At 41.3% G+C, this 22,649-nt stretch carries 25 protein-coding genes; 7 read left to right on the top strand and 18 right to left on the bottom strand.

The features are described 5' to 3' along the window. The first annotated feature begins 16 nt into the window (after positions 1-16). The 3 genes from J5X91_RS08165 to J5X91_RS08155 all read left to right on the top strand — a co-directional run bounded on the left by J5X91_RS08165 (position 17) and on the right by J5X91_RS08155 (position 3,775). A complete protein-coding gene (locus J5X91_RS08165) occupies positions 17-451 on the top strand; it encodes a hypothetical protein (protein ID WP_208834382.1) in 435 nt (144 codons plus the stop codon). Positions 452-637: 186 nt separating this feature from the next. Next, the gene (gene acnA / locus J5X91_RS08160) at positions 638-3,382 is read left to right on the top strand and encodes an aconitate hydratase AcnA (RefSeq protein WP_208834381.1); all 2,745 of its coding nucleotides are present in this window, start codon (positions 638-640) and stop codon (positions 3,380-3,382) included. A gap of 141 nt (positions 3,383-3,523) precedes the next feature. After that, a complete protein-coding gene (locus tag J5X91_RS08155; RefSeq protein ID WP_208834380.1) occupies positions 3,524-3,775 on the top strand; it encodes a hypothetical protein in 252 nt (83 codons plus the stop codon). Between the two features lie 7 nt (positions 3,776-3,782). On the opposite strand, the gene J5X91_RS08150 is transcribed toward J5X91_RS08155, so the two are convergent. The 15 genes from J5X91_RS08150 to rpsJ all read right to left on the bottom strand — a co-directional run bounded on the left by J5X91_RS08150 (position 3,783) and on the right by rpsJ (position 14,154). After that, a complete protein-coding gene (locus J5X91_RS08150) occupies positions 3,783-4,286 on the bottom strand; it encodes a DUF4124 domain-containing protein (RefSeq protein ID WP_208834379.1) in 504 nt (167 codons plus the stop codon). 136 nt (positions 4,287-4,422) lie between these two features. Continuing rightward, the gene (locus tag J5X91_RS08145) at positions 4,423-5,163 is read right to left on the bottom strand and encodes a phosphoadenylyl-sulfate reductase (RefSeq protein WP_011326875.1); all 741 of its coding nucleotides are present in this window, start codon (positions 5,161-5,163) and stop codon (positions 4,423-4,425) included. 43 nt (positions 5,164-5,206) lie between these two features. Further along, a complete protein-coding gene (gene cysI, locus J5X91_RS08140) occupies positions 5,207-6,904 on the bottom strand; it encodes an assimilatory sulfite reductase (NADPH) hemoprotein subunit (protein ID WP_011326874.1) in 1,698 nt (565 codons plus the stop codon). Positions 6,905-6,952: 48 nt separating this feature from the next. Beyond that, positions 6,953-8,767, bottom strand: a complete 1,815-nt coding sequence (locus J5X91_RS08135; RefSeq protein WP_182684121.1) for an assimilatory sulfite reductase (NADPH) flavoprotein subunit — start codon at positions 8,765-8,767, stop codon at positions 6,953-6,955. Positions 8,768-9,188: 421 nt separating this feature from the next. After that, a complete protein-coding gene (gene rpsQ, locus J5X91_RS08130) occupies positions 9,189-9,446 on the bottom strand; it encodes a 30S ribosomal protein S17 (protein ID WP_011326872.1) in 258 nt (85 codons plus the stop codon). Next, positions 9,446-9,637: a 50S ribosomal protein L29 gene (rpmC, locus tag J5X91_RS08125; protein ID WP_011326871.1), complete on the bottom strand. Its 192-nt coding sequence runs from the start codon at positions 9,635-9,637 to the stop codon at positions 9,446-9,448. Before rpmC ends, rpsQ begins: the two co-directional genes overlap by 1 nt. Next, positions 9,637-10,050, bottom strand: coding sequence for a 50S ribosomal protein L16 (gene rplP / locus J5X91_RS08120; RefSeq protein ID WP_011326870.1), 414 nt, complete (start codon positions 10,048-10,050; stop codon positions 9,637-9,639). The genes rpmC and rplP overlap by 1 nt, the downstream gene beginning before the upstream one ends. 12 nt (positions 10,051-10,062) lie before the next feature. Beyond that, positions 10,063-10,764 (bottom strand): 30S ribosomal protein S3, encoded by a 702-nt coding sequence (gene rpsC, locus J5X91_RS08115; RefSeq protein WP_011326869.1) that lies wholly within the window; start codon positions 10,762-10,764, stop codon positions 10,063-10,065. 12 nt (positions 10,765-10,776) lie between these two features. After that, on the bottom strand, positions 10,777-11,109 hold the full coding sequence (rplV, locus tag J5X91_RS08110; protein ID WP_002957892.1) for a 50S ribosomal protein L22: 333 nt from the start codon (positions 11,107-11,109) through the stop codon (positions 10,777-10,779). Positions 11,110-11,122: 13 nt separating this feature from the next. Further along, the gene (gene rpsS, locus J5X91_RS08105; RefSeq protein WP_010376377.1) at positions 11,123-11,401 is read right to left on the bottom strand and encodes a 30S ribosomal protein S19; all 279 of its coding nucleotides are present in this window, start codon (positions 11,399-11,401) and stop codon (positions 11,123-11,125) included. 16 nt (positions 11,402-11,417) lie between these two features. Further along, positions 11,418-12,242 carry a 50S ribosomal protein L2 gene (gene rplB / locus J5X91_RS08100; RefSeq protein WP_011326867.1) on the bottom strand — a complete coding sequence of 275 codons (825 nt, stop codon included), beginning with the start codon at positions 12,240-12,242 and terminating at the stop codon, positions 11,418-11,420. A 15-nt stretch (positions 12,243-12,257) separates the two neighbouring features. Beyond that, complete coding sequence (gene rplW / locus J5X91_RS08095) at positions 12,258-12,560, bottom strand: 50S ribosomal protein L23 (protein ID WP_011326866.1); 303 nt, start codon at positions 12,558-12,560, stop codon at positions 12,258-12,260. Then, entirely contained in the window at positions 12,557-13,162 is a 606-nt protein-coding gene (gene rplD / locus J5X91_RS08090; protein ID WP_002957897.1) for a 50S ribosomal protein L4, read from the bottom strand. Before rplD ends, rplW begins: the two co-directional genes overlap by 4 nt. 17 nt (positions 13,163-13,179) lie before the next feature. Continuing rightward, positions 13,180-13,815, bottom strand: coding sequence for a 50S ribosomal protein L3 (gene rplC / locus J5X91_RS08085; RefSeq protein ID WP_011326865.1), 636 nt, complete (start codon positions 13,813-13,815; stop codon positions 13,180-13,182). A 27-nt stretch (positions 13,816-13,842) separates the two neighbouring features. Next, positions 13,843-14,154, bottom strand: a complete 312-nt coding sequence (gene rpsJ / locus J5X91_RS08080) for a 30S ribosomal protein S10 (RefSeq protein WP_002957900.1) — start codon at positions 14,152-14,154, stop codon at positions 13,843-13,845. Between the two features lie 438 nt (positions 14,155-14,592). Between rpsJ and plsB the strand changes: the two genes are divergently transcribed. Continuing rightward, positions 14,593-17,031 carry a glycerol-3-phosphate 1-O-acyltransferase PlsB gene (gene plsB, locus J5X91_RS08075; protein WP_208834378.1) on the top strand — a complete coding sequence of 813 codons (2,439 nt, stop codon included), beginning with the start codon at positions 14,593-14,595 and terminating at the stop codon, positions 17,029-17,031. 103 nt (positions 17,032-17,134) lie between these two features. Here plsB and tesB read toward each other — a convergent pair whose 3' ends face one another. After that, complete coding sequence (gene tesB / locus J5X91_RS08070; protein ID WP_011326863.1) at positions 17,135-17,992, bottom strand: acyl-CoA thioesterase II; 858 nt, start codon at positions 17,990-17,992, stop codon at positions 17,135-17,137. Between the two features lie 76 nt (positions 17,993-18,068). On the opposite strand from tesB, the gene J5X91_RS08065 reads away from it, so the two are divergent. Both J5X91_RS08065 and J5X91_RS08060 read left to right on the top strand, forming a co-directional pair. Continuing rightward, complete coding sequence (locus J5X91_RS08065; protein WP_182684122.1) at positions 18,069-18,530, top strand: EVE domain-containing protein; 462 nt, start codon at positions 18,069-18,071, stop codon at positions 18,528-18,530. A 186-nt stretch (positions 18,531-18,716) separates the two neighbouring features. Further along, positions 18,717-19,748: a cytosolic protein gene (locus J5X91_RS08060; RefSeq protein ID WP_208834377.1), complete on the top strand. Its 1,032-nt coding sequence runs from the start codon at positions 18,717-18,719 to the stop codon at positions 19,746-19,748. Between the two features lie 62 nt (positions 19,749-19,810). Here J5X91_RS08060 and J5X91_RS08055 read toward each other — a convergent pair whose 3' ends face one another. Further along, on the bottom strand, positions 19,811-20,014 hold the full coding sequence (locus J5X91_RS08055; protein WP_011326860.1) for a PLDc N-terminal domain-containing protein: 204 nt from the start codon (positions 20,012-20,014) through the stop codon (positions 19,811-19,813). Next, complete coding sequence (locus tag J5X91_RS08050; RefSeq protein WP_179807379.1) at positions 20,011-21,081, bottom strand: potassium channel family protein; 1,071 nt, start codon at positions 21,079-21,081, stop codon at positions 20,011-20,013. The genes J5X91_RS08055 and J5X91_RS08050 overlap by 4 nt, the downstream gene beginning before the upstream one ends. 179 nt (positions 21,082-21,260) lie before the next feature. Between J5X91_RS08050 and J5X91_RS08045 the strand changes: the two genes are divergently transcribed. Further along, positions 21,261-22,571 (top strand): TIGR00366 family protein, encoded by a 1,311-nt coding sequence (locus tag J5X91_RS08045; protein WP_011326858.1) that lies wholly within the window; start codon positions 21,261-21,263, stop codon positions 22,569-22,571. Positions 22,572-22,649 lie beyond the last annotated feature (78 nt).

The raw sequence follows: 22,649 nt of genomic DNA, 5'->3' as shown, positions 1-22,649 counted from the left end.
AAAGTAAGGTAATTAAATGCTTGCACACACCCCTCCTAAGTGGTTAAAACCACTCGCATGGGTAGCGCTTATATGGAACTTATGCGGCGTTATTGCCTTTGCACTACAAATGCTGATGACACCTGAAGTAATTAGCAAAATGCCTATAGATCAGCAAGCTGCATATTCTAACATTCCCGTTTGGTCAACCATTGCATTTGCTATTGCAGTCTTTGGCGGCACGCTTGGCAGTGCTTTATTGCTCGCTAAAAAGTCATTTGCACTGCCCGTATTTACCGTGTCGTTAATGGCTATTTTAATCCAACAGTATTACAATTTTATTGTTATTAACAGCGTTGAAATAATGGGATCTAGTGCGGTATTTATGCCACTGTTTGTGGTAGTAATTGCCATATTGCTACTTTGCGTTAGCTTTAAAGGCAAACAGCAAGGCTGGTTGTATGCAAATTAAAAATATCTTTTGGGTAAGTCTAGCTGGCTCCCTTGAATTAAAAACTTTCAGCATCATCTCTATTGTAATGGCTGTTTAAAAATCACGCTTTAAACACTGTTTTTTATCTTGGTATACACTTTGCAATTCACAAACTATAAAAGGTCACTCTACACAACACTTATCTAATAACAAAAGGGGCAAATAATGAATAATAGTTTCAAAACCCAGCAGCAACTTACCGTTAATGGTGAGCAGTTTCATATTCACTCTCTTAAAGGCCTTGGCGACAAAGCCAAACGCTTACCTTTTTCTTTAAAAATACTACTCGAAAACCTACTTCGTAACGAAGACGGCGAAAACATTAAAGAACAAGACATTCAAGCCCTATTAGATTGGGACCCTCAAGCTAAGCCCTCTGCTGAAGTAGCGTTTACGCCTGCCCGTGTTGTGATGCAAGACTTTACCGGTGTACCTGCCATTGTCGATTTAGCGGCAATGCGCGATGCGATGGAAAAACTAGGTGGCGATCCTGCAAAAATTAACCCGCTTTCTCCTGCTGAACTTGTTATTGACCACTCTGTGCAAGTAGATGGCTATGGTAACGAGGGTGCGTTTGACTTAAACGCCAAGCTTGAATATGACCGTAATAAAGAGCGTTATGAATTTTTACGTTGGGGCCAAACTGCCTTCGATAACTTAAAAGTTGTCCCTCCAGCAACCGGTATTGTGCACCAAGTAAATTTAGAGTATTTAGCGCGCGTTGTTTTTAATGATGAACGTAATGGCCAAAAGTACGCGTACCCAGACACCTTAGTGGGTACCGATTCGCACACCACTATGATTAACGGCTTAGGCGTACTTGGCTGGGGCGTAGGCGGCATTGAAGCCGAAGCCGCTATGCTTGGCCAACCTATTAGCTTATTAATACCTCAGGTTGTAGGGGTTAAATTAAACGGCCGTTTACCAGAGGGCACCACAGCTACCGACTTAGTACTTACCGTTACCGAAATGCTACGTAACCATGGTGTCGTAGGTAAATTTGTAGAGTTTTATGGTGATGGCCTTGCCGACTTACCACTTGCCGATAGAGCAACAATTGCCAACATGGCGCCAGAATATGGTGCTACATGTGGTATTTTCCCGATTGATGACGAAACCATTAACTATCTGCGTTTAACCAACCGCGATGAGAAACAGCTTAAACTTATTGAAGATTATGCTAAGCATCAAGGCTTATGGCGTAACGATGGCGATGAAGCTACTTACACCGATAAACTTGAACTGATATTAGATGACGTAGTACCAAGCCTTGCTGGCCCTAAACGCCCACAGGATAGAATATCACTTGATAAAGCTGGCGAAGCAATTAGTCAGCATTTAAAAGAGTTTCAAGACGAGCGTTTAGCAAAAATTAGCAGCAGTGATACAGAGCAAGCACGTATCGAAAGCGAAGGCCCTGTAACTAATCCTGACGAATCAAGCAATGAAGCGCCGTTTATAGGCGCAGCAAAAGTAAACTTTAAGGGCCAAGAGTTCGAACTAAAAGATGGTGCCTGTGTTATTGCCGCAATCACTAGTTGTACAAACACCTCTAACCCCAGTGTTATTTTAGCGGCTGGCTTAGTTGCTAAAAAAGCCAAGCAATTAGGGATTAATGTAAAACCTTGGGTTAAAACATCACTTGCTCCTGGCTCTAAGGTCGTTACTGACTACTTAGAAAAAGCAGGGCTAATGGACGATTTAGAAAGCCTAGGCTTTAACTTAGTTGGCTATGGTTGTACAACGTGTATTGGTAACTCAGGCCCGCTGGCTCCTGAAATTTCAGATGCTATTCAAAAGCACAAACTGGTTGTGAGCTCAATTTTATCGGGTAACCGTAACTTTGAAGGGCGTATTCACCAAGATGTTAAAATGAACTTTTTAGCATCTCCTCCGCTTGTTGTAGCTTACGCCATTGCGGGCAGAACCGATATTGACGTATATAACGAACCACTGGCACAAGATGCTAACGGTAACGATATTTACCTTAAAAACATTTGGCCAAGTGTTAAAGAAGTAAGCGATTTAGTTAAGGAAACGGTAACCAGAGAAATGTTCGAAAAAAGTTATGCTAACGTATACGAAGGCGATAGCCGTTGGCAAAAAATTCAAATACCTGATGGGAAACTTTACGATTGGGATGATGCATCAACCTATATTAAAAAAGCACCCTTTTTTGATGGTATGAGTATTGAGCCTCCGGGTATTCCAACCATTACCGGCGCACGTTGTTTAGCAAAACTAGGTGACTCGGTTACTACGGATCATATTTCGCCAGCCGGTGCGATTAAAGCAGACTCACCAGCAGGGTTATATTTACAAGATAACAAAGTAGGGCAAGCGCAGTTTAACTCTTATGGTTCGCGTCGTGGTAACCACGAAGTAATGATGCGCGGTACATTTGCTAATATTAGACTTAAAAACCTCCTTGCACCTGGTACTGAAGGCGGTGTTACCCGCACGCAACCTGATGATGAGCTTGCCAGTATTTATGATGCCGCCATGGAATATCAAAAGAACGATACGCCATTGGTTATTTTAGCTGGTAAAGAATATGGTACCGGCTCATCTCGTGACTGGGCGGCGAAAGGCTCGCTACTGTTAGGTGTTAAAGCTGTAATAGCACAAAGCTATGAGCGTATTCATCGCTCTAACCTTATTGGTATGGGAGTTTTACCACTACAGTTTAAAGATGGCGAAAGTCATGAGTCGCTAGGTTTAACCGGCCAAGAGCAGTTTGATATTGAAGGCTTGTTTGATAAAACCAAGGAAGTTAGCGTTATTGCAACTAATAGTGAAGGTAAAAAAGTAAGCTTTAGTGCCGATGTACGTATTGATACGCCAAAAGAGTGGGATTACTACAAACACGGTGGCATTTTACAGTATGTACTTCGTAATATGCTCGATTAACTAATAGCAACTTAAACTTACGCCTAAAATTTAATCATAGCCTAACAATTTTGTTAGGCTTTTTTATGCGCGTCAGTTGCGATAAATCAAGGTAATGCTTTAAAAACACCCTACACTAGTAAGACTATTAGTGAGGGCGCTATGTCACAAATCATAATTATTAGGCTACTTAAAATATCAATTGTACTTGGGTTATGCCTAATTGTGACTGGTCATGCGTTAATTGTATCAAGCTACTTTACTCGCCAGCATGGTATTAACGGCATAATTACAGCGGCAGCCTGCATTGCTATTGGCGTATTATTATCGTTACCCACTAAAATTTATTTAACTATTTTACTTATGGAAGCAGAAAAGCGTTATTTAAAAGCGCATAGCCATAAACACAAATAATGAATAATTAAAAACCGTTTAAATCATTTAATTGTTTAGTACGTTGCTCTAATTTTTGTTTTGCTTTTTCAGCGTCATCAAACACCTTTTTAATTGATACTGGATCATAAACTGTAGGTGTAGCTGAAGTGCTATTTACTGCTGAGGATTTGGAACTGCCCGATAAAATAGCCGTATCTTGGGCAACCACCACGTTAATATCTTTAGGGTCTAGTTTTACTTCAACACTTTTACCATTAGGGTGAGGCGTATCTGAAAAATGCCATTGGCCTTGCCGATCTTGCCACTTAAATATTTTACTGCGGGTTGTTGAGGGTGTGTTCGACACGCTACTAACGGCTTGCTCAAACGTATTGCTGGTAAACGAGATTATTTTATCTTTAATTTGCTGAGATTCGTTGATCACAACAGATGTACTAAGCCATGTTTCTCCGTTTGGCTTTTTTAAATAAAACAGAGAAATAATAGCAATAATCATTACTGACACTGCTAAATAGGTAAAGTATTTCATAGCCTTCCTGCTTAAAATTAATCCTTTATTCGGCCAAGTTTAATAAAAAGCAATCAATCAGGCAATCCTTTTGTGTAAGTAAAAAACGCAGCCAAGGCTGCGTTTTATTAAATATTGAGCGAGATAATCAATAATATTAAATACCATCACCATCAATGTGCAAACCACACTCTCGGTTTAAACCAAAAAAGCGAGTTTCCTCTTCGGTCATACCGGGCTCTAGCTTACGTGTAGTATGTATGTCTCCCATAGAGACATAGCCTTCTTCCCAAAGAGGATGGTACGGCAAGTTATGCTTAGTTAAATACTGATATACATCGCGGTTTGTCCACTCAATAATTGGGTAAACTTTTACTGTACCACGGCTAATTTCAATTACTTGCTTATCAGCACGGCTTGATGCTTGGTCGCGACGCAGGCCACTAAACCACGTACCAGCATTAATTTCTTTTAAGGCGCGAGTCATCGGCTCAACTTTATTAAGCTGATTGTACTGCTTAATTCCGGCCTCTCCTTGCTCCCATAACTTGCCAAATTTAGCTTCTTGCCAAGCAGGGCTAAGCTCTGATTTGTACACTTTTAAATTGAGTGATAAACGTGCCGTCATTTGCTCAATAAATTGATACGTTTGTGGAAACAAATAACCTGTATCTGTTAATACCACCGGAATATCTGGCTGTTGTAATGTTATTAAGTGCAACATTACGGCCGCTTGAATACCAAAACTCGATGATAAAAAATGTGTCTCAGGTAAGTTTTCAAGTGCCCATTGCACGCGCTGCTCGGCGCTCATGTTTTTCAGTATGCCATTGGCGTCTGCTAGCATGCTAGTTTGGCTTTGTTTATCTAACTGTAAAATGTTTTTAAATTCACTCATGGTAAATTCCAAACCTTAGCCAGTGTGTTGCACTGGCTTATTATTATGCGTGAAAATCGGTAACTGATACTTTAACTTCAGCAACAATGCCTTTGCGGATCACAAAATCACCAAAGCATTCACCGTCATTACGCTCATTAACCCATTGACCAATTAATTCATCAAAAGCAGCTAAATACACGTCTTCACCCACATTTTCTAAATATAATTTAGGAATACGTGTGCCTTCAAGGTTACCGCCTAGATACACATTATATTTACCCGGACCTTTCCCAACCAATCCCGCTTCGGCTAACATGGCACGCCCACAGCCATTGGGGCAACCCACAACGCGCATAATAATACTGTCATTCGGCACACCATGCTTGGCTAACAGTGCTTCTATTTTTTCAACCAAACTAGGTAAATAACGCTCAGCTTCAGCCATAGCTAATGGGCATGTTGGCAGTGCCACACACGCCATAGAATTTTTACGTTGTTCGGTGTCTTTATCGTCAATTAAACCATGGTTACGGGCAATTTCTTCAATCACGGCTTTTTGATTTGCAGCTACACCAGCAATAATTAAGTTTTGGTTTGCCGTCATGCGCATGTCACCTTGGTGAACTTCTGCTATTTTACGACAGCCTGTTTTTAGTGGTTTGTCTGGATAATCTAAAATACGCCCACTTTGAATAAATAATGTTAAGTGATGTTTGCCATCTATACCTTCAACCCAACCTATACGATCGCCTCGGTGAGTAAATTTATAAGGACGACTTGAAGCAAACTCAACACCCGCACGTTTCTCTACTTCCGCTTTAAATACATCAACGCCTACTCGATCTAATGTGTATTTTGTTTTAGCATTTTTGCGATTTGAACGATTACCCCAATCGCGCTGTACCGACACCACATGCTCGGCAATTTTTAACGTATGTTCTAGTGGAATAAAACCAAAGTCGTCTGCTTTACGTGGGTAGGTTGCTGTATCGCCATGTGTCATGGCAAGGCCACCACCGACAAGTACGTTAAAGCCAATTAATTTACCATTTTCGGCAATAGCTACAAAGTTTAAATCATTGGCGTGCACATCCACTTCATTATTCGGCGGAATTGTTACCGTTGTTTTAAACTTACGCGGTAAGTAATTAGAACCTAAAATTGGCTCTTCTGTGGTTTCTGCTTTTTCACCATTAAGCCAAATTTCGGCGTAAGCCTTGGTTTTTGGTAATAGGTGCTCTGAAATTTTTGCAGCCCACTCATACGCTTCTTGATGCAGCTCTGACTCAACCGGATTAGTAGTACACAACACATTTCGATTAACATCGCCTGCGGTAGCAATAGAGTCAATTCCAACGCTATCCAGTAATTGATGCATGCCTTTAATATTAGGCTTTAATACACCATGAAACTGAAACGTTTGACGCGTAGTTAAACGGATACTGCCATAGCTGGTTTTTTCTTCTGCAAATTTATCTATGGCTAACCATTGCTCAGGCTTAATAATACCGCCAGGCATACGCGCACGTAACATTACGTTGTGTAATGGTTCAAGCTTTTGCTTAGCGCGCTCACCACGAATATCGCGGTCATCTTGCTGGTACATACCGTGAAACCGAATTAACTGGAAGTTATCAGCGGTAAAACCACCGGTGATCTCATCTTTTAAATCTGTTGCTATAGTGCCACGTAAAAAATTACTTTCTCGTTTCATGCGCTCGTTATCAGAAAGCTTTACGTTTTTATCTTGTTCGCTCATGTTTAATCCTAAATTAGTGACAGTGACGGCTGCTTTAAATATTTAATTTTAGTAAACGTCTTTCTGATAGCGGTTTGCGCTGCGTAAATCTTTTAAATACTGCTGAGCATCTTCATCGCTCTTGCCGGTATTTTCTTTAATAATTTCGAGTAATGTTTGGTGCACATCTTTTGCCATATTGTTAGCGTCGCCACACACATAAAAATGTGCGCCAGCTTCAAGCCACTCAAAAATAGCTTTGCTGTTACTACGCAACTTGTCTTGCACATACACTTTTTCGGCTTGATCGCGGCTAAATGCAACATCTACTTTGCTTAGTAAACCCGACTTTAAGTAACCTTGAATTTCAACTTGGTATAAAAAGTCTTGAGTAAAATGTGGATTGCCAAAAAACAGCCAGTTTTTACCTGATGCGCCACGCGCATCACGCTCTTGTAAAAAGGCTCGAAACGGTGCTATTCCCGTACCAGGGCCAACCATAATGATTGGTGTTTCATCATTCGTTGGTAAACGAAAATTATCGTTATGCTCACTAAATATCTTAACTTTACAGCCTTCCTCAGCACGGCGCGCTAAATAGCCCGAACAACCGCCTAAATGCTCACGACCAAAGGCATCAAACTCAACTAATGCTACGGTTAAATGTACCTCGTCTTCAACCTCGCTTTGGCTAGAGGCAATTGAATATAAACGTGCTTGTAATTTACGCAGGCAATCGACGAGTGTTTGCGCGTCAAGCTTAGCGGGGTTTTGTGCAACTACATCAAATATTTGGCGCGGCTCAATGTATTGATGCATTGCCGCTTTATCTTCAACCAATTTTAATAGTTGTGGTGTGCCTGTCGCTATTGCATATTTTTCCACAAAGCCAGGGTACGACTGCGTTAATTCAAGTTTTTCAATCAGTGCATCGCGAATACTTAGCTGTTCATCTGCAACTTTTACTAAACTAGCTGCATCAATTTGCGTGTGTGTAAGCAACTCATCAACACGGGCTTCGTCATTTAAAAAATACACACCTAATGAATCACCTGGTATATAACTAATGTCTGAGCCTTCAAGCGAAATTTCTACGTGGCGGACATCTTTAGTTGAATCGCGACCTGTAATTTTTTGCACTAAACCTAGTTCTGCGGCAAACGGGTTTTGCTTAGTATATTGGCTTGCCACGGTAGTTGACCCAGCAAACGGCATTGCGATAACTTGACCACCTGAGCTACCTTGCTGTGCTTTTAAATCCGGTTCAAAGGCATCCAGTGCGCCAGTGATCCAAGTTGTCGCTTCGTCTTCGTAATCTACATCTAAATCGGCGCGTTGATAAATTGTTTCTGCGCCGAGTGTATTTAACCGCTGCTCAAAGTCTTTTGCTGTTTGGCAAAAAAATTCATAGCTCGAATCCCCTAAGCCAATCACGGCTACCTTCACCCCATCTAACTTAGGCGCTTTTTTAGTGGTTAAAAATTCGTGTAAAGCCTCTGCATCTTCTGGTGGTTCACCTTCGCCGTAAGTTGCAACAACCACAGTTATAAACTTTTCTTTTTTTAGTGCAGTTGGTTTGTAATCGGCCATGCTCACTAGCTTTACGGCTAAACCGCGTGACTCTGCTTGTGCTTTTAACTTAGCAGCTACACCCTTTGCATTACCTGTTTGCGAGCCATATAAAATAGTTAATGCAACTGCCTCACCAGCACTTGGAGCTGCGCCCATAGCACCGCCTAAGGCCGCCGTATTAGCATTTGCAGCAAGATAGCCGCTAACCCATGCTTGTTGAATTGGATTAAGCTCAGCCACTAAACCTTGCAGCTTTTGTACTTGCTCTTGCGATAGCGGACTTGCCGCAGCGTTTAGTTGACCTAGCAACATGAATCAATTCCCCGTAACCCTAAAAGTTAAACACAACGTACTGTTATACGTCGTTCAAAATGAGTTTTACCTCACCCAGAGACTATCTGTTGAGGTTTACTGAGCTTGTAGGATAGCGGGCAATGCAGAGTTAAAAAAAGAACAGAATCAACTTTGATATTCTATTTAGTTATTAACTTTAGTAAATATAGTTAAAAACAGATTAAGAAATGTATTTTCGAAGGATAAAAGGGGCTATTTGTGCCTGAGCTTTATTGAGTAGATAAATATTGTTGTTATGTATAAATACCACAATCATAAAAGAGCGCTAAATTAACTCTGAGTTGCTGATTGCTTGCAGCTCAAACTCGCAGCTTCGTAAAAACAAAAAGCCCCAGCAAATAAATGCCGGGGCTTTTTATAAAACAGACTTAATTAAAAATTAAGCTTGTTTTGGACGTTCAATAACTGCTACGAATGTCCAAGATTTACTCTTAGAAATTGGAGCACATTCACGGATAGTAACTACGTCACCAGCCTGAACTTCATTATTTTCGTCATGTACGTGTAGCTTAGTCGTGCGTCGAATGAATTTCCCATAAATTGGGTGCTTCACATAACGTGCGATAGCAATAGTGAAAGATTTTTCCATCTTGTCGCTAATTACACGGCCTTGAAGAGTACGAATTTTATCGCTCATTATTGACCTGCCTTCTGGTTAATAACTGTTTTTACACGCGCGATATCGCGGCGTACTGTTCTTAGCGTGTGTGTCTGAGCTAACTGACCAGTGCTTGCTTGCATGCGCATATTAAATTGCTCACGAAGAAGTCCTAGAAGTTCAGTATTAAGCTCTTCTACGCTTTTATCTTTTAGTTCGCTAGCTTTCATCACATTACCGTCCGAGTTACGAAAGTTGTTTTGAATGGCAATTTACGAGCAGCAAGGTCAAACGCTTCACGAGCAAGCTCTTCTGAAACACCTTCCATTTCGTAAAGTACTTTACCAGGCTGAATTTCAGCAACCCAATACTCAACAGAACCTTTACCTTTACCCATACGAACTTCAAGCGGTTTGTTCGTGATTGGCTTGTCTGGGAAAACACGGATCCAGATTTTACCTTGACGTTTCACGTGACGCGTCATGGCACGACGAGCTGCTTCGATTTGACGAGCAGTCATGCGGCCACGGCCAGTAGCTTTCAAACCGAAAGTACCGAAGCTTACTTTGTTACCGTTTTGCGCTAGACCACGGTTGCGACCTTTGTGCGTTTTACGGAATTTTGTACGTTTTGGCTGTAACATTACTCGCTACCTCTACTTAGCACTTTTTTTGGCTTTCTTTGGTGCGCGTTTAGCTGGCTTCTCTTGCTCTTGTACTAGTGGTAAACCACCAATAACTTCGCCTTTGAAGATCCAAACTTTAACACCAATGATACCATAAGTGGTTAAGGCCTCAGAAGTTGCGTAGTCGATATCAGCACGAAGAGTATGTAGAGGTACACGACCTTCACGATACCACTCTGTACGTGCGATTTCTGCGCCGCCAAGACGACCGCTAACTTCAACTTTAATCCCTTTAGAACCGATGCGCATTGCATTTTGTACCGAACGCTTCATAGCGCGACGGAACATAACACGACGTTCTAGTTGAGAGGCAATGCCGTCTGCTACTAGTTGTGCATCTAGTTCTGGTTTACGTACTTCAGAAATATTAATCTGAGCAGGTACACCAGCGATTTTAGTTACCGCTTGACGTAATTTTTCTACGTCTTCGCCTTTTTTACCGATAACAACACCCGGACGAGCCGTGTGGATTGTTACGCGGATTGATTTTGCTGGACGCTCAATAACGATTTTAGACACAGAAGCCGTTTTCAATTCCTTTGTAAGGAATGTACGTACTTTGTGATCGCCAAAAAGCTGTGCAGAGAAATCTTTTGAACTCGCGTACCAGGTAGAAACCCAAGGTTTAGATATACCTAGGCGAATACCAGTAGGATGAACTTTTTGTCCCATTACTTATATCTCCTAGCTATCTGAAACCATAACAGTGATATGGCTTGTACGCTTAAGGATGCGGTCTGCGCGTCCTTTAGCACGTGGCATAATACGTTTCATTGTAGGACCATCGTCCACAAAGATCGTTGTTATACGAAGCTCATCAATGTCAGCACCTTCGTTATGCTCTGCGTTAGCAATAGCAGACTCAAGTACTTTCTTTACTAATACAGCCGCTTTTTTCGGGCTGTACGCCAGGATTTCTAGTGCGCGATCAACCGGTAGTCCGCGGATCTGATCTGCAACTAGACGTGCTTTTTGCGCCGAACCAGAGGCGAATTTATGTTTAGCTAATGCTTGCATTTATCTTCCCCTCTTATCGTTTCTTCGCTTTCTTATCCGCAGCATGGCCACGGTAAGTGCGAGTTGGTGCAAATTCACCTAGTTTGTGACCGATCATTTCGTCTGTGATAAACACAGGAACGTGCTGACGACCATTATGGACAGCGATGGTCAATCCGATCATGTTAGGTATGATCATTGAACGACGGCTCCAAGTTTTAATTGGCTTCTTGTCTCCGCTTTCCAACGCTTTCTCTACCTTCTTCAGCAAGTGTAGGTCTATAAAAGGACCCTTCTTGAGAGAACGTGGCATGGCTATTCCTCAACTATTATTTAGTACGACGACGTACGATAAACTTATCAGTACGCTTGTTCTTACGTGTCTTAGCACCTTTAGTCGGCTTACCCCATGGAGACACAGGATGACGACCACCAGATGTACGACCTTCACCACCACCGTGTGGGTGATCTACCGGGTTCATGGCAACACCACGAACTGTCGGACGGATACCACGCCAGCGATTTGCACCTGCTTTACCAAGTGAACGAAGCATATGCTCAGCATTGCCTACTTCACCTAGAGTCGCACGACAATCAGCTTCAACTTTACGTACTTCGCCTGAACGAAGACGTAATGTTACATACTGACCATCACGAGCAAGGATTTGAACGTATGCACCAGCAGAACGTGCGATTTGAGCACCTTTACCTGGTTTTAATTCTACGTTGTGAACAGTCGAACCTACAGGCATATTACGCATTGGTAATGCATTACCAGGTTTGATTGGTGCATCAACACCAGACTGGATTGCATCGCCAGCTTTTAAGCCTTTTGGTGCGATAATGTAACGACGCTCACCGTCTGCATATAATACAAGAGCGATGTTTGCGCTACGATTTGGATCGTATTCTAAACGTTCAACAGTGGCTGGAATGCCATCTTTAGTACGTTTAAAATCGATTAAACGGTAATGTTGCTTATGACCACCACCGATATGACGAACCGTAATACGACCATTGTTATTACGACCACCTGATTTAGAGTTTTTCTCTAATAGTGGTGCGTACGGCTTACCCTTATGTAAATCAGAGTTAACCACTTTAACTAAGTGACGACGGCCCGCAGAAGTAGGCTTACACTTTTGAAGTGCCATAATTCTATCCCCTTATTACTCGGCGCCGCCGACAAAGTCTAGCTCGCTACCTTCTTTAAGAGTAACGTAAGCTTTTTTCCAGTCGTTACGACGACCGAAACGTGCGCCAGTACGTTTTGTTTTACCCTTAACGTTAAGTGTGCGAACACCCGTTACTTCTACTTCAAAAAGTTTCTCAACTGCTGCTTTAACTTCAGCTTTAGTTGAATCTTTTGCTACTTTAAAAACAATAGTATTGTTTTCTTCAGCAGCAATAGTGCTTTTTTCAGAGATATGTGGAGCAACGATCACTTTTAAAAGACGTTCTTCGCGAATCATGCTAGCGCCTCCTCAAGTTGCTTAACAGCAGCGGCTGTAATAAGTACCTTGTCGAAAGCAATTAAGCTTACAGGATCGATACCAGCTACATCACGCGTGTCAACCTTATAAAGGTTACGTGCCGATAAGAAAAGATTTTCATCTACTTCTTCAGTCACGATAAGAACATCTTTAAGCTCAAGTTCTTTAAGCTTAGCAACTAGTTCTTTAGTTTTTGGTGCTGCTAGAGCAAAACTTTCAACAACGATTAAACGCTCTTGACGAACTAATTCAGATAAGATGCTTTTAATCGCACCGCGGTACATTTTACGGTTTACTTTTTGGCTATGATCCTGTGGTTTAGCTGCAAAGCTAACGCCACCTGAACGCCAAATTGGGCTACGAATCGTACCAGCACGTGCTCGGCCAGTACCTTTTTGAGCCCATGGCTTTTTACCACCACCGCTTACTTCAGAACGTGTCTTCTGAGCACGAGTACCTTGACGAGCACCTGCTGCGTATGCAACAACTACTTGATGTACTAATGCTTCGTTAAACTCACGTCCAAAAGTAGCTTCAGAAACTTCAAGACCGCCAGAAGCGTCTTTAATTGCTAATTCCATCACTAAATCTCCAGGACTTATGCTTTAACAGCTGGTTTAACGATAACGTCACCGCCGATAGCGCCAGGTACTGCACCTTTAACTAAAAGCAAATTACGCTCAGCGTCAACGCGAACTAGTTCTAAGTTTTGAGTCGTTACACGCTCAGCACCCATATGACCGGCCATTTTCTTACCTTTAAACACCTTACCAGGTGATTGGTTTTGACCGATTGAACCAGGAGCACGGTGAGATAGAGAGTTACCATGTGTAGCGTCTTGCATGCTGAAATTCCAGCGCTTAACACCACCTTGGAAACCTTTACCTTTAGAAGTACCGGTTACGTCAACCTTGTTGATTTCGTTGAATAATTCAACAGTAAGCTCAGCGCCTACTTCAAAATCGCCTTCACCACCATTTAGGCGGAATTCCCACAGACCGCGACCCGCTTCAACACCAGCTTTAGCGAAATGACCCGCTGAAGCTTTGTTTACACGACTTGCTTTTTTAGTGCCTGCGGTTACTTGAAGCGCGTTATAACCGTCTGTTGCTTCAGATTTAATCTGAGCAATGCGGTTAGGTGTCGCTTCAATAACTGTCACAGGGATAGATACACCATCTTCAGTGAAGATTCGTGTCATACCCACTTTACGACCGACTAGACCTAATGCCATTTTCCTAAAACCTCTCTAATCTTCCGATTAACCCAGGCTGATTTGAACATCTACACCAGCAGCAAGATCTAAACGCATAAGAGCGTCAACAGTCTTGTCAGTTGGTTCAACGATGTCGATCAGACGTTTATGGGTGCGGATCTCGTACTGATCACGCGCGTCTTTATTAACGTGCGGTGATGTTAGTACAGTAAAACGTTCAAAGCGTGTAGGTAGTGGAATTGGTCCACGTACTTGTGCGCCAGTGCGTTTCGCAGTTTCCACGATTTCCGCCGTTGATTGGTCAATCAAACGGTGGTCAAAAGCTTTTAGGCGAATACGAATGCGTTGATTTGACATTCTTAACCTCAATATAAAGAGCATTTAAAAGAGCATAAAAAAACGACCGAAACAATCTTAAATATTAAGATGTCGGTTGTTAGATTATATCTACGTTGAGTTCCAAATCGGAACTCCTGTTTATTAGCTAGAAATCCTAGCTTAATTTATCCTTCCAAGTTCCCTTGGGAATTTTGAAAGCCTGCGTATTATAATTACATTGGTGATAAATGCAACAGCTAATTAGTAAATAATTACAGCCTGCTGGTTGCTCAAATATACTGCAACCTATTATAGAGCAGCTACAATCAAGTGTAATGCATATATATTAAGCCATAACGTACTGACTAATCGGCAACGCAAATTAAAGGCTTTTTTAGATCTTATGTTATCATATGCGCCAATTTTGCTTTTATATACCCAAATTATATGGGTAATTACTCTCTATATGGTGAGTCGATGCGTATTGTAAATTATTGCTTAAATGTTTTATCAGCTGGAGTAAGCCGCTTACTTGTAAGAAGTAAGGTACTGCCAGAAAAGCCGACTGAACAATATGAATTAAACTCTAAAAACCCTACCTTTTATATTGTGCGCCTAAACTCTCGCTTTGACTTAGCGGCGCTTGCTCGGGTATGTAAACGCCATGGATTACCCGATCCTAGAGAACAACAAGTATTAGGCACACAACGCTTAGACCGCTTTATAGGGATTGAAAACCCACCTCCATTAATTGGTGACATAGCAAAGCCAACTAATGCACTGGCGCAAGGCAAACAAATTATTGATCACTTATTAAGTAGTGGTCAAAAAGATGTACAGGTTATTCCTGTTACTATTTTATGGGGCCGAGCGCCCGGCAAAGAAAAGCCCGGACTTAGCACGCTCATAACACACTCATTAACACCAAGTTGGTTTAGAAAGTTATTTGTGGTGTTGTTTTCTGGCCGAGATAACTTTATCCGCTTTAGCCAACCACTCGACTTATCACTTTTAGTAGACGAAAAAGCGGACGTTAACGAGCTTCCACAAAAACTATTAAGAGTAGCCCGCGTGCACTTTCGCCGCCAAAAACTTGCCGCAACAGGCCCTAAAATGCCATCGCGCGAGCAGCTATTTAACTCATTATTAGCCTCTCCAACAATAAAAAAAGCCATACAAGACGAAGCAAAAGCTAAAAATATTAGCCAAGCGCAAGCACGTCAAAATGCGGTTAAGTTACTTAATGAAATAGCGGCTAACTATTCAGAGGCAATGATACGCGTAGCTGAGCGCTTTTTAACTTGGCTGTGGAATAAGCTATATAACGGTATAGATATAAAATACACAGATCAAATTCATGAGCTGACTAATAAAGGCCACGAAATTATTTATATGCCGTGCCATCGCAGCCATATGGATTACTTACTACTTACTTATGCTATTTATCATCAAGGTTTAGTACCACCACATATAGCCGCGGGTATTAACCTTAACTTTTTTCCGGCAGGCGGGATCTTTCGCCGCTCGGGTGCGTTTTTTATTCGCCGTTCATTTGCCGGTAATAAGCTCTACTCTGCAGTATTTAAAGAATATTTAAGCCAGTTATTTATTAAAGGTTACTCTGTTAAATTTTATACCGAGGGCGGGCGTAGCCGCACCGGGCGTTTGTTACCACCTAAAACGGGTATGTTAGCAATGACCATGCAAGCTATGCTGCGTGGTATTGACCGCCCTATTTCTATTGTGCCGGTATATATTGGTTACGAGCACGTTATGGAAATTAACACGTACCTTAAAGAACTCGCTGGAAATGATAAAAAAGGTGAGTCTATCTTTGGAATTTTTAAAGCGATTAAAAATCTTAAAAACTATGGTCGAGGTTATTTAAACTTTGGTGACCCTATTTCTATAAACCAATACTTAAACGACAACCAACCCAATTGGCGTGACGACATACACCCTACCGATGTACAAAAACCACAATGGTTAGGCCCACAAGTAGCAAACCTAGCCGACCAAGTTATGGTTAAAATTAACAATGCAGCGGCACTTAATGCAGTTAATTTATTAGCGATGATTTTACTGGTAAACGACAAGCATGCACTGAGTAAGCCAAAACTTTTAGCGCAACTTGATTTTTACTTACGCTTACAACGCGACGCCAGCTACAGTAATAAAGTAACAGCTCCAGAGGAAACGCCAGAGCAACTGTTAACGCATGCATTAAAGCTTAATAAGTTTGATGTGATAAGTGATGAATTTGGCGAAATTATCGCGATTAACGATAAAGAAAAAACACTCTTTAATTATTATCGTAATAATATTTTACATCTTTTTGCCGTACCAAGTTTAATTGCACTGCATTTGTTTAGAGAAAAAACCACAACAGTTTCAAAGTGTCAGCAGCTAGTTGCTGCGTTTTATCCGCTATTTGCTAAAGAATGGTATTTACGAGAGCTAGATGAGGACTACATTACGCGTATTTTAGCTAATTTTGTAGATCAAAACTTAATAGAACTTGATGGCGATAACATTCATATAACCAATACCAACGACTGTTTGGCTAAATTGGATATGTTAGGTAAAGCACTAAACTTTACGTTGCAGCGTTATGCCATTGTGATTGGCTTTATACAAACTAGCAACGGCATTGAAAAAGCAGAGTTAGAGCGAGAAAGCCAAGTGCTAGCACAACGCTTAGGTACTTTGCATGGGATTAAAACCCCAGAGTTTTTTGATAAAAAGGTGCTGGTCAGCTTTATTGATAATTTACGCGCACAGTCTTTAATTACCGATGGTGATGCGGGCTTAATAGGCAGCGTGCAATTATGTGAAACTTATATGCATCTTAAAGCATTATTGCCAGCACGTGTTTGGCAGTCAATTAGCGATATAGTACAAGGTCAGTGTAAATAAAGCCTTAGTTTTGAGTGAGTGCAACGCCGCTTACTTACTTGTTTAAATGTAGGTGCCGTACAATTTATATGGCACCTACTACCCTTTGTTACTAGTGCGTAAGTTAGCGCTGACGCATAACCCCTTCTTGCATTGTTGAGGCAATTAAGTTGCCTTGGCGGTCAAAAAATTGCCCTCTTACTAACCCTCGACCAGAACTTGCACTTGGGCTGTCAACTGAGTATAAAATCCAATCATCCATTCTAAATGGTCGATGAAACCACATTGCATGGTCAATCGTGGCAACTTGCATATTAGGTTGCATAAAAGACACACCATGCGGCTGCAAAGCAGTTGGTAAAAATTCAAAATCAGACGCGTACGCTAATAAGTAATTATGAATACGTTGATCGTCTGGCATTTCACCGTTAGCTTTAAACCAAATGTGCTTAACTGGCTCCATTGCTTCAGGTTTAAATGGGTTATGAAAGGTCACCGGACGTATTTCTATTGGCATTTCACTAATAAATTGATTGCGTATAGCTGCGGGTATTTGCTCGGCGTTTTCTTTATAAAACTCTAACGATGAACGCAGCTCTTCGGGTAAAGGTACGTCAGGCATAGTCGCCTGATGCGATAATCCTTCTTCAGCTCCTTGAAAAGACGCTGTCATGTAAAAAATAGGCTTACCGTACTGAATAGCACTAACCCGACGAGTGCTAAAGCTTTTACCATCGCGAATAGCTTCTACATCATACACAATAGGCTTCGTGGCATCGCCTGGGCGTAAAAAGTAAGAGTGGAGTGAATGTACAATACGCCCCTCTGGTAGCGTTTCTTTTGCAGCAGATAGCGCTTGGCCCATAACTTGGCCGCCAAATACAGCACCAAAACCTAAATCTTGGCTTTGCCCTCGATACAAACCTTGCTCAATTTCTTCAAGTGTTAACAACGACAATAAATCATCTAATACTTGGCTCATTATTACTTCCTCAATTCTCTAATACCCAAATGATACTATACAATAGAGGGATGTAAATCATTCTACGAGTCCTGATATGGCGTATTGGCTATTTAAAACTGAACCCGATGCATTTTCGATTGACGATCTTAAAAATGCACAAAATCAAACCACACTTTGGGAAGGGGTACGTAATTACCAAGCACGTAACTTTATGCGCGACGAGGTAAAAGTAGGTGACCTCGTAATGATTTACCATTCTAGCTGCAAGCTCGTAGGCGTAGTAGGTATTGCTGTAGTAACAAAAGCAGCTTACCCAGATCCAACTCAGTTTGATTTAAGTAGTGATTATTATGATGCTAAAGCCACCAGCGACAATCCTCGCTGGGTAGTAGTAGAAGTAACTTATCAATCTCATTTAGACTCTCTGGTTAGCTTAAAAGAAATAAAAGCTAACCCTCGCATCACCGACATAGCGCTTAAAAAAGGCGGGCGATTGTCAATAATGCCCGTAACCAAAAGTGATTGGCAAATAATCACCCACATGGCTGAGGAGTAAAATATTTTACTATTTAACCTGAGCCTAGTTATTTAAAAAGCGGTAAATTTAGTTACCGGCTAATTTATAAGTAAAGCAATCCTCTATGCAACAGGTATAACTCTCTGACACTAATACAAAAGTACGTTTGTTTTTCTTATCTATGGTAATTTGCTATAATTCGCCGCTTGTTTTTGTGGAGGAAAAATGAAGTTACTGTATTGGTTAGATGAGTGGTTAACCCTTTCGTGTGATGAGCAGCAAGCCAAACTGCCAATGTCTGGGGGAGATTTACTTGGCGATATATATGTTAAGTACGACTTTATTGATATTAATAAGCCTCTACTATTTACCTTTTCGCCTGCTGGTACTGATGTGCAGGAGCAAGACCTTCACGCAGACTTCGCGCCCTGGGGTTATCACCTGGCACAAAAACAAAACGTAAATGTGATTGCCTTTCAGCACCTAGGGAAAAGTAATTGGTTTCGTAACCGCAATTTAATTTTTTTTCTGGAACAATTATCCCCACTGCTTACATCTTTTAAGACTCGATTAGGTTATGGCTTAAGCCGGGGTGGCTTTGCGGTTGGTGCTTTTGCAAAATTATTAAAGCTAGATCAGGTATTGCTTTTTCACCCTGTTAGCACTAAAAATAAAAGCTTAGTGCCATGGGACGACCGCTCTAGTACAGATATAGCTCAGCAATATGATTGGGAAGGCAGTTATGCCGATTTAGATTTAGGCAACGCCCAAGGCTATATTATTTACGACCCCACTAATCGTATTGATCGACTACATGCCAAGCGCTATAAGCAACTTAACCATTTACGGGTATTTGGTATGGGTCACGGCACTCACGCCACTTACTTAAACAAGTTTGGTTTTTATAAGCAAGTAGCTGTGGACTTTATGCGCCATCAACAAATTGATATTGCGCAGTTTCGCCTGCAAACTAAAACCTTACGCTTTAAAGAGGACTATTACAAAAGGCTCAATAAAGCGAATAAAAAATCGGCGCATCGCCTAGAATTACTAAGTACTGCACATAATATTTTGATAGACGAAAAAACAGCTCACGTACAGGAGCATCAAGCTAGCATTGATATTCAGCCACTTATTGATGTAGCGCTTAAACATCAAGATCAGCACCCCGATGATGCCATCCAATTACTCGAAGTCGCCAAGCAATTAGCGCCAAACGACCCTCTTGTGAAGCACAAACTGAAAGAGCTTGAATAGTACTAAAATTTAAACTAGCGGCCTGCAATACCACTACTTCCTATTGCCCAAAAGCCTTATATTTAAGGCTTTTTATTTTGCCTTTTTTTACGCCCATGTTTAGGCACTATGGCTAAATACATAATAAGCCCTAACCACGAAAAAAATACAATGCCAATTAACCAAGCATTTTTTTCGTGGCCTTGAGTACGCTTACTATTGAGTACAATAACCACAGGTAAAATATAGGCAATTAAAAGAATGATTAAAAATATAACTTCGTTCATGCTTTTGCCAAAGCCGGCCAGTCAACCTCACGACTTAATACTCGCTCTACTGCTATGTAGTGCAAAATGTCGCCGGCGCTAATTTTATAATCAAGTGGCGGATTTAAATCCATATTTTGTGCACTTAAGTTGTGCGCTACACCAAGTAAAATAGCATCATGCTGATGTTTAAAATGATGAAACAAAGTACCAAACTCCATCTCTTTGCTTTGCTCTGGAATGGCTAAGCTAAACTGCGTATCGCCATGTAAAATTGATAGGAGCTCTTCGTGCACTCGGCTCGAACCTGGATCTTGCATTGAACGTACGAGTATTTCTGCCGATTTAACACTGCTGCATTCTACATTTTGGCAATGCTCTAATAGCATATCTACTTTTGTTTCATCTAAAAAATGCGCGCTTATATGGCAATCATCTTTAACTAAACGGCTAATACGCAATGCGGTAGTAAAGGTTTGATCGTCGTCTTGGCCGTCAATAATCACTTTATCGGCGTAGCTTATAGCGACACGTTTTAGCTCCTCTAAATCGGTAAAGCTACTTAACCGCACAAAGTCGACACTTTCGTTACTTAAAAATGGGTGCTCCATTTGCTCAGTTACTGCAAGTAAAATACGCCGTTCGGTACGTTTAGTGTCGGCCAGAATGTAATCAATCATTTTTTTAGTACGGGTATCGTGCCAACCAAAAATAATAATATGGTTGCTACTGTGAGCAAAGTTTTTATCACCAGTCATAGCGCGCCTAATTAAGTAAGTTATTGTTTGCCCTGTTTTGCCTAACAGAACGCCAAATAAAGCTAAACCAAAAGGTATTTGTATTAAAGCCACCACCCAACGCCCTAAATCTGTGGTTGGGCTAAAATCGCCATACCCTACGGTTGAAGTGGTTACCGTGTAATAATAAAAAAAGGTTGTTAGGGAGGTGAGTGCTTGCTCATTTGCTATATATAACAATCCCCATGTTAAAAGCATATGAGTCAAAATAGCCAGTGCCACTGCTTGCCAACTCAACTGATCTATATGAGCCCGTACAAGTAACACTAGCCTTTTAAATATCACCGGCATAATACAAAGTCTTAGTTAGTAAATTATCTATAAACAACACGTTACTTTATGCTATTGGTTTAAGCAATATTTTCACTATTCTCATTTAAACATAACGCCCATAAGACTAAATGCGGTTTGCCAATTAATGTTTTTCGTGATTAATTACCCTGCAAATAATACTAACAACAGCCCTAGTTATGCTTAATAAAATAGCCACTCCCTTTACCAAGCTCGTTGAGCGCTACCTGCCTGATCCCTTTATATTTGTAATACTGCTAAGTGTTATTACCTTAGTTATCGCTAGCGTGTTTACTCCAACAACCGGTATTGAAGTACTGCAAGCGTGGGGCGATGGTTTTTGGAACTTACTTAGCTTTGCAATGCAAATGCTGCTGGTGTTAATTACCGGCTATATGTTGGCAAGCACTCCACCTATTAGTAAGTTACTAGAAAAGCTCGCCACCTTTGCTAACACTGCACCAAAAGCAATTATATTAGTAACGCTTATTTCACTACTCGCTAGTTGGCTTAACTGGGGGTTTGGCTTAGTTATTGGCGCGTTATTTGCCAAAGCCATTGCTAAACACACCCGAGTTGATTACCGCTTATTAGTTGCCAGCGCCTACTCAGGTTTTGTAGTGTGGCATGGCGGGTTAGCAGGCTCAATTCCACTGACGATAGCCACCGAAGGGCACTTTTTGCAATCAAGCATGGGGATTATTAGCACTGAGCAAACGCTATTTGCGGGCTTTAATATTGCCATACTAGTAGGGTTATTTATTATTATGCCGCTAGTTAACCGTTACATGCTACCAAGCGCCGAGGAAAGTGTTTACATAGACCCCGCACTATTAAAAAGTACCTCCCCTGCAATAATTAATATTACCAGGCCAGCCCAACACTTAGAGCAAAGTAAATTGCTTGGTATTACAATTGGATTACTGGGGTTAATTTATTTAGGTTATTACTTTTTAGTTGCCGGTGGCGGCTTAAACTTAAATAGCGTAATTGCGTTGTTTTTGTTTTTAGCTATAACCTTACATCAAACACCGCATAACTTACTCAATAGCTTACAGCAGGCAATTCCTAGTGGCGCAGGTATTGTTATTCAATTTCCGTTTTATGCCGGCATTATGGCGGTAATGGTTGATAGTGGCCTAGCACAGCAAATATCAAGCGGTTTTATTGCCATAGCAGATGCAGACAGTTTGCCATTTTTTAGTTTTATAAGTGCCGGGTTAGTTAATATGTTTGTGCCCTCGGGCGGCGGACAATGGGCGGTACAAGCGCCAATTGTAATACCCGCAGCGCAAGCGCTTGGCGCCGACATCTCACGAGTTGCAATGGCAGTAGCTTGGGGCGATGCGTGGACTAACTTAATTCAACCTTTTTGGGCATTACCTGTACTTGCTATAGCAGGCCTAAAAGCCAAAGACATTATGGGATTTTGTGTAGTGCAGCTATTTGTAACTGGGGTATTTATATCCTTAATGTTGAGCTTTTATTAACTCTCGAATTCAAGTATTAAGTGCAATCATTATGCAGCCACCAGTATTTCTGATTGCCCCGTAAATAATTCATGAGGG

The sequence above is a fragment of the Pseudoalteromonas sp. K222D genome, from assembly GCF_017653575.1.
Lineage (GTDB): Bacteria > Pseudomonadota > Gammaproteobacteria > Enterobacterales > Alteromonadaceae > Pseudoalteromonas > Pseudoalteromonas nigrifaciens.
Note: the sequence above shows the minus strand (reverse complement) of the source record. Positions and strands in the feature narration are given on the sequence as shown.

What these genes read in the sequence shown, in the direction of transcription:
- J5X91_RS08165 (WP_208834382.1), top strand. Translation starts at nt 17, where the DNA reads ATGCTTGCACACACCCCTCCTAAGTGGTTAAAACCACTCGCATGGGTA.
- acnA (WP_208834381.1), top strand. Translation starts at nt 638, where the DNA reads ATGAATAATAGTTTCAAAACCCAGCAGCAACTTACCGTTAATGGTGAG.
- J5X91_RS08155 (WP_208834380.1), top strand. Translation starts at nt 3,524, where the DNA reads ATGTCACAAATCATAATTATTAGGCTACTTAAAATATCAATTGTACTT.
- J5X91_RS08150 (WP_208834379.1), bottom strand. Translation starts at nt 4,286, where the DNA reads ATGAAATACTTTACCTATTTAGCAGTGTCAGTAATGATTATTGCTATT.
- J5X91_RS08145 (WP_011326875.1), bottom strand. Translation starts at nt 5,163, where the DNA reads ATGAGTGAATTTAAAAACATTTTACAGTTAGATAAACAAAGCCAAACT.
- cysI (WP_011326874.1), bottom strand. Translation starts at nt 6,904, where the DNA reads ATGAGCGAACAAGATAAAAACGTAAAGCTTTCTGATAACGAGCGCATG.
- J5X91_RS08135 (WP_182684121.1), bottom strand. Translation starts at nt 8,767, where the DNA reads ATGTTGCTAGGTCAACTAAACGCTGCGGCAAGTCCGCTATCGCAAGAG.
- rpsQ (WP_011326872.1), bottom strand. Translation starts at nt 9,446, where the DNA reads ATGAGCGATAAAATTCGTACTCTTCAAGGCCGTGTAATTAGCGACAAG.
- rpmC (WP_011326871.1), bottom strand. Translation starts at nt 9,637, where the DNA reads ATGAAAGCTAGCGAACTAAAAGATAAAAGCGTAGAAGAGCTTAATACT.
- rplP (WP_011326870.1), bottom strand. Translation starts at nt 10,050, where the DNA reads ATGTTACAGCCAAAACGTACAAAATTCCGTAAAACGCACAAAGGTCGC.
- rpsC (WP_011326869.1), bottom strand. Translation starts at nt 10,764, where the DNA reads ATGGGACAAAAAGTTCATCCTACTGGTATTCGCCTAGGTATATCTAAA.
- rplV (WP_002957892.1), bottom strand. Translation starts at nt 11,109, where the DNA reads ATGCAAGCATTAGCTAAACATAAATTCGCCTCTGGTTCGGCGCAAAAA.
- rpsS (WP_010376377.1), bottom strand. Translation starts at nt 11,401, where the DNA reads ATGCCACGTTCTCTCAAGAAGGGTCCTTTTATAGACCTACACTTGCTG.
- rplB (WP_011326867.1), bottom strand. Translation starts at nt 12,242, where the DNA reads ATGGCACTTCAAAAGTGTAAGCCTACTTCTGCGGGCCGTCGTCACTTA.
- rplW (WP_011326866.1), bottom strand. Translation starts at nt 12,560, where the DNA reads ATGATTCGCGAAGAACGTCTTTTAAAAGTGATCGTTGCTCCACATATC.
- rplD (WP_002957897.1), bottom strand. Translation starts at nt 13,162, where the DNA reads ATGGAATTAGCAATTAAAGACGCTTCTGGCGGTCTTGAAGTTTCTGAA.
- rplC (WP_011326865.1), bottom strand. Translation starts at nt 13,815, where the DNA reads ATGGCATTAGGTCTAGTCGGTCGTAAAGTGGGTATGACACGAATCTTC.
- rpsJ (WP_002957900.1), bottom strand. Translation starts at nt 14,154, where the DNA reads ATGTCAAATCAACGCATTCGTATTCGCCTAAAAGCTTTTGACCACCGT.
- plsB (WP_208834378.1), top strand. Translation starts at nt 14,593, where the DNA reads ATGCGTATTGTAAATTATTGCTTAAATGTTTTATCAGCTGGAGTAAGC.
- tesB (WP_011326863.1), bottom strand. Translation starts at nt 17,992, where the DNA reads ATGAGCCAAGTATTAGATGATTTATTGTCGTTGTTAACACTTGAAGAA.
- J5X91_RS08065 (WP_182684122.1), top strand. Translation starts at nt 18,069, where the DNA reads ATGGCGTATTGGCTATTTAAAACTGAACCCGATGCATTTTCGATTGAC.
- J5X91_RS08060 (WP_208834377.1), top strand. Translation starts at nt 18,717, where the DNA reads ATGAAGTTACTGTATTGGTTAGATGAGTGGTTAACCCTTTCGTGTGAT.
- J5X91_RS08055 (WP_011326860.1), bottom strand. Translation starts at nt 20,014, where the DNA reads ATGAACGAAGTTATATTTTTAATCATTCTTTTAATTGCCTATATTTTA.
- J5X91_RS08050 (WP_179807379.1), bottom strand. Translation starts at nt 21,081, where the DNA reads ATGCCGGTGATATTTAAAAGGCTAGTGTTACTTGTACGGGCTCATATA.
- J5X91_RS08045 (WP_011326858.1), top strand. Translation starts at nt 21,261, where the DNA reads ATGCTTAATAAAATAGCCACTCCCTTTACCAAGCTCGTTGAGCGCTAC.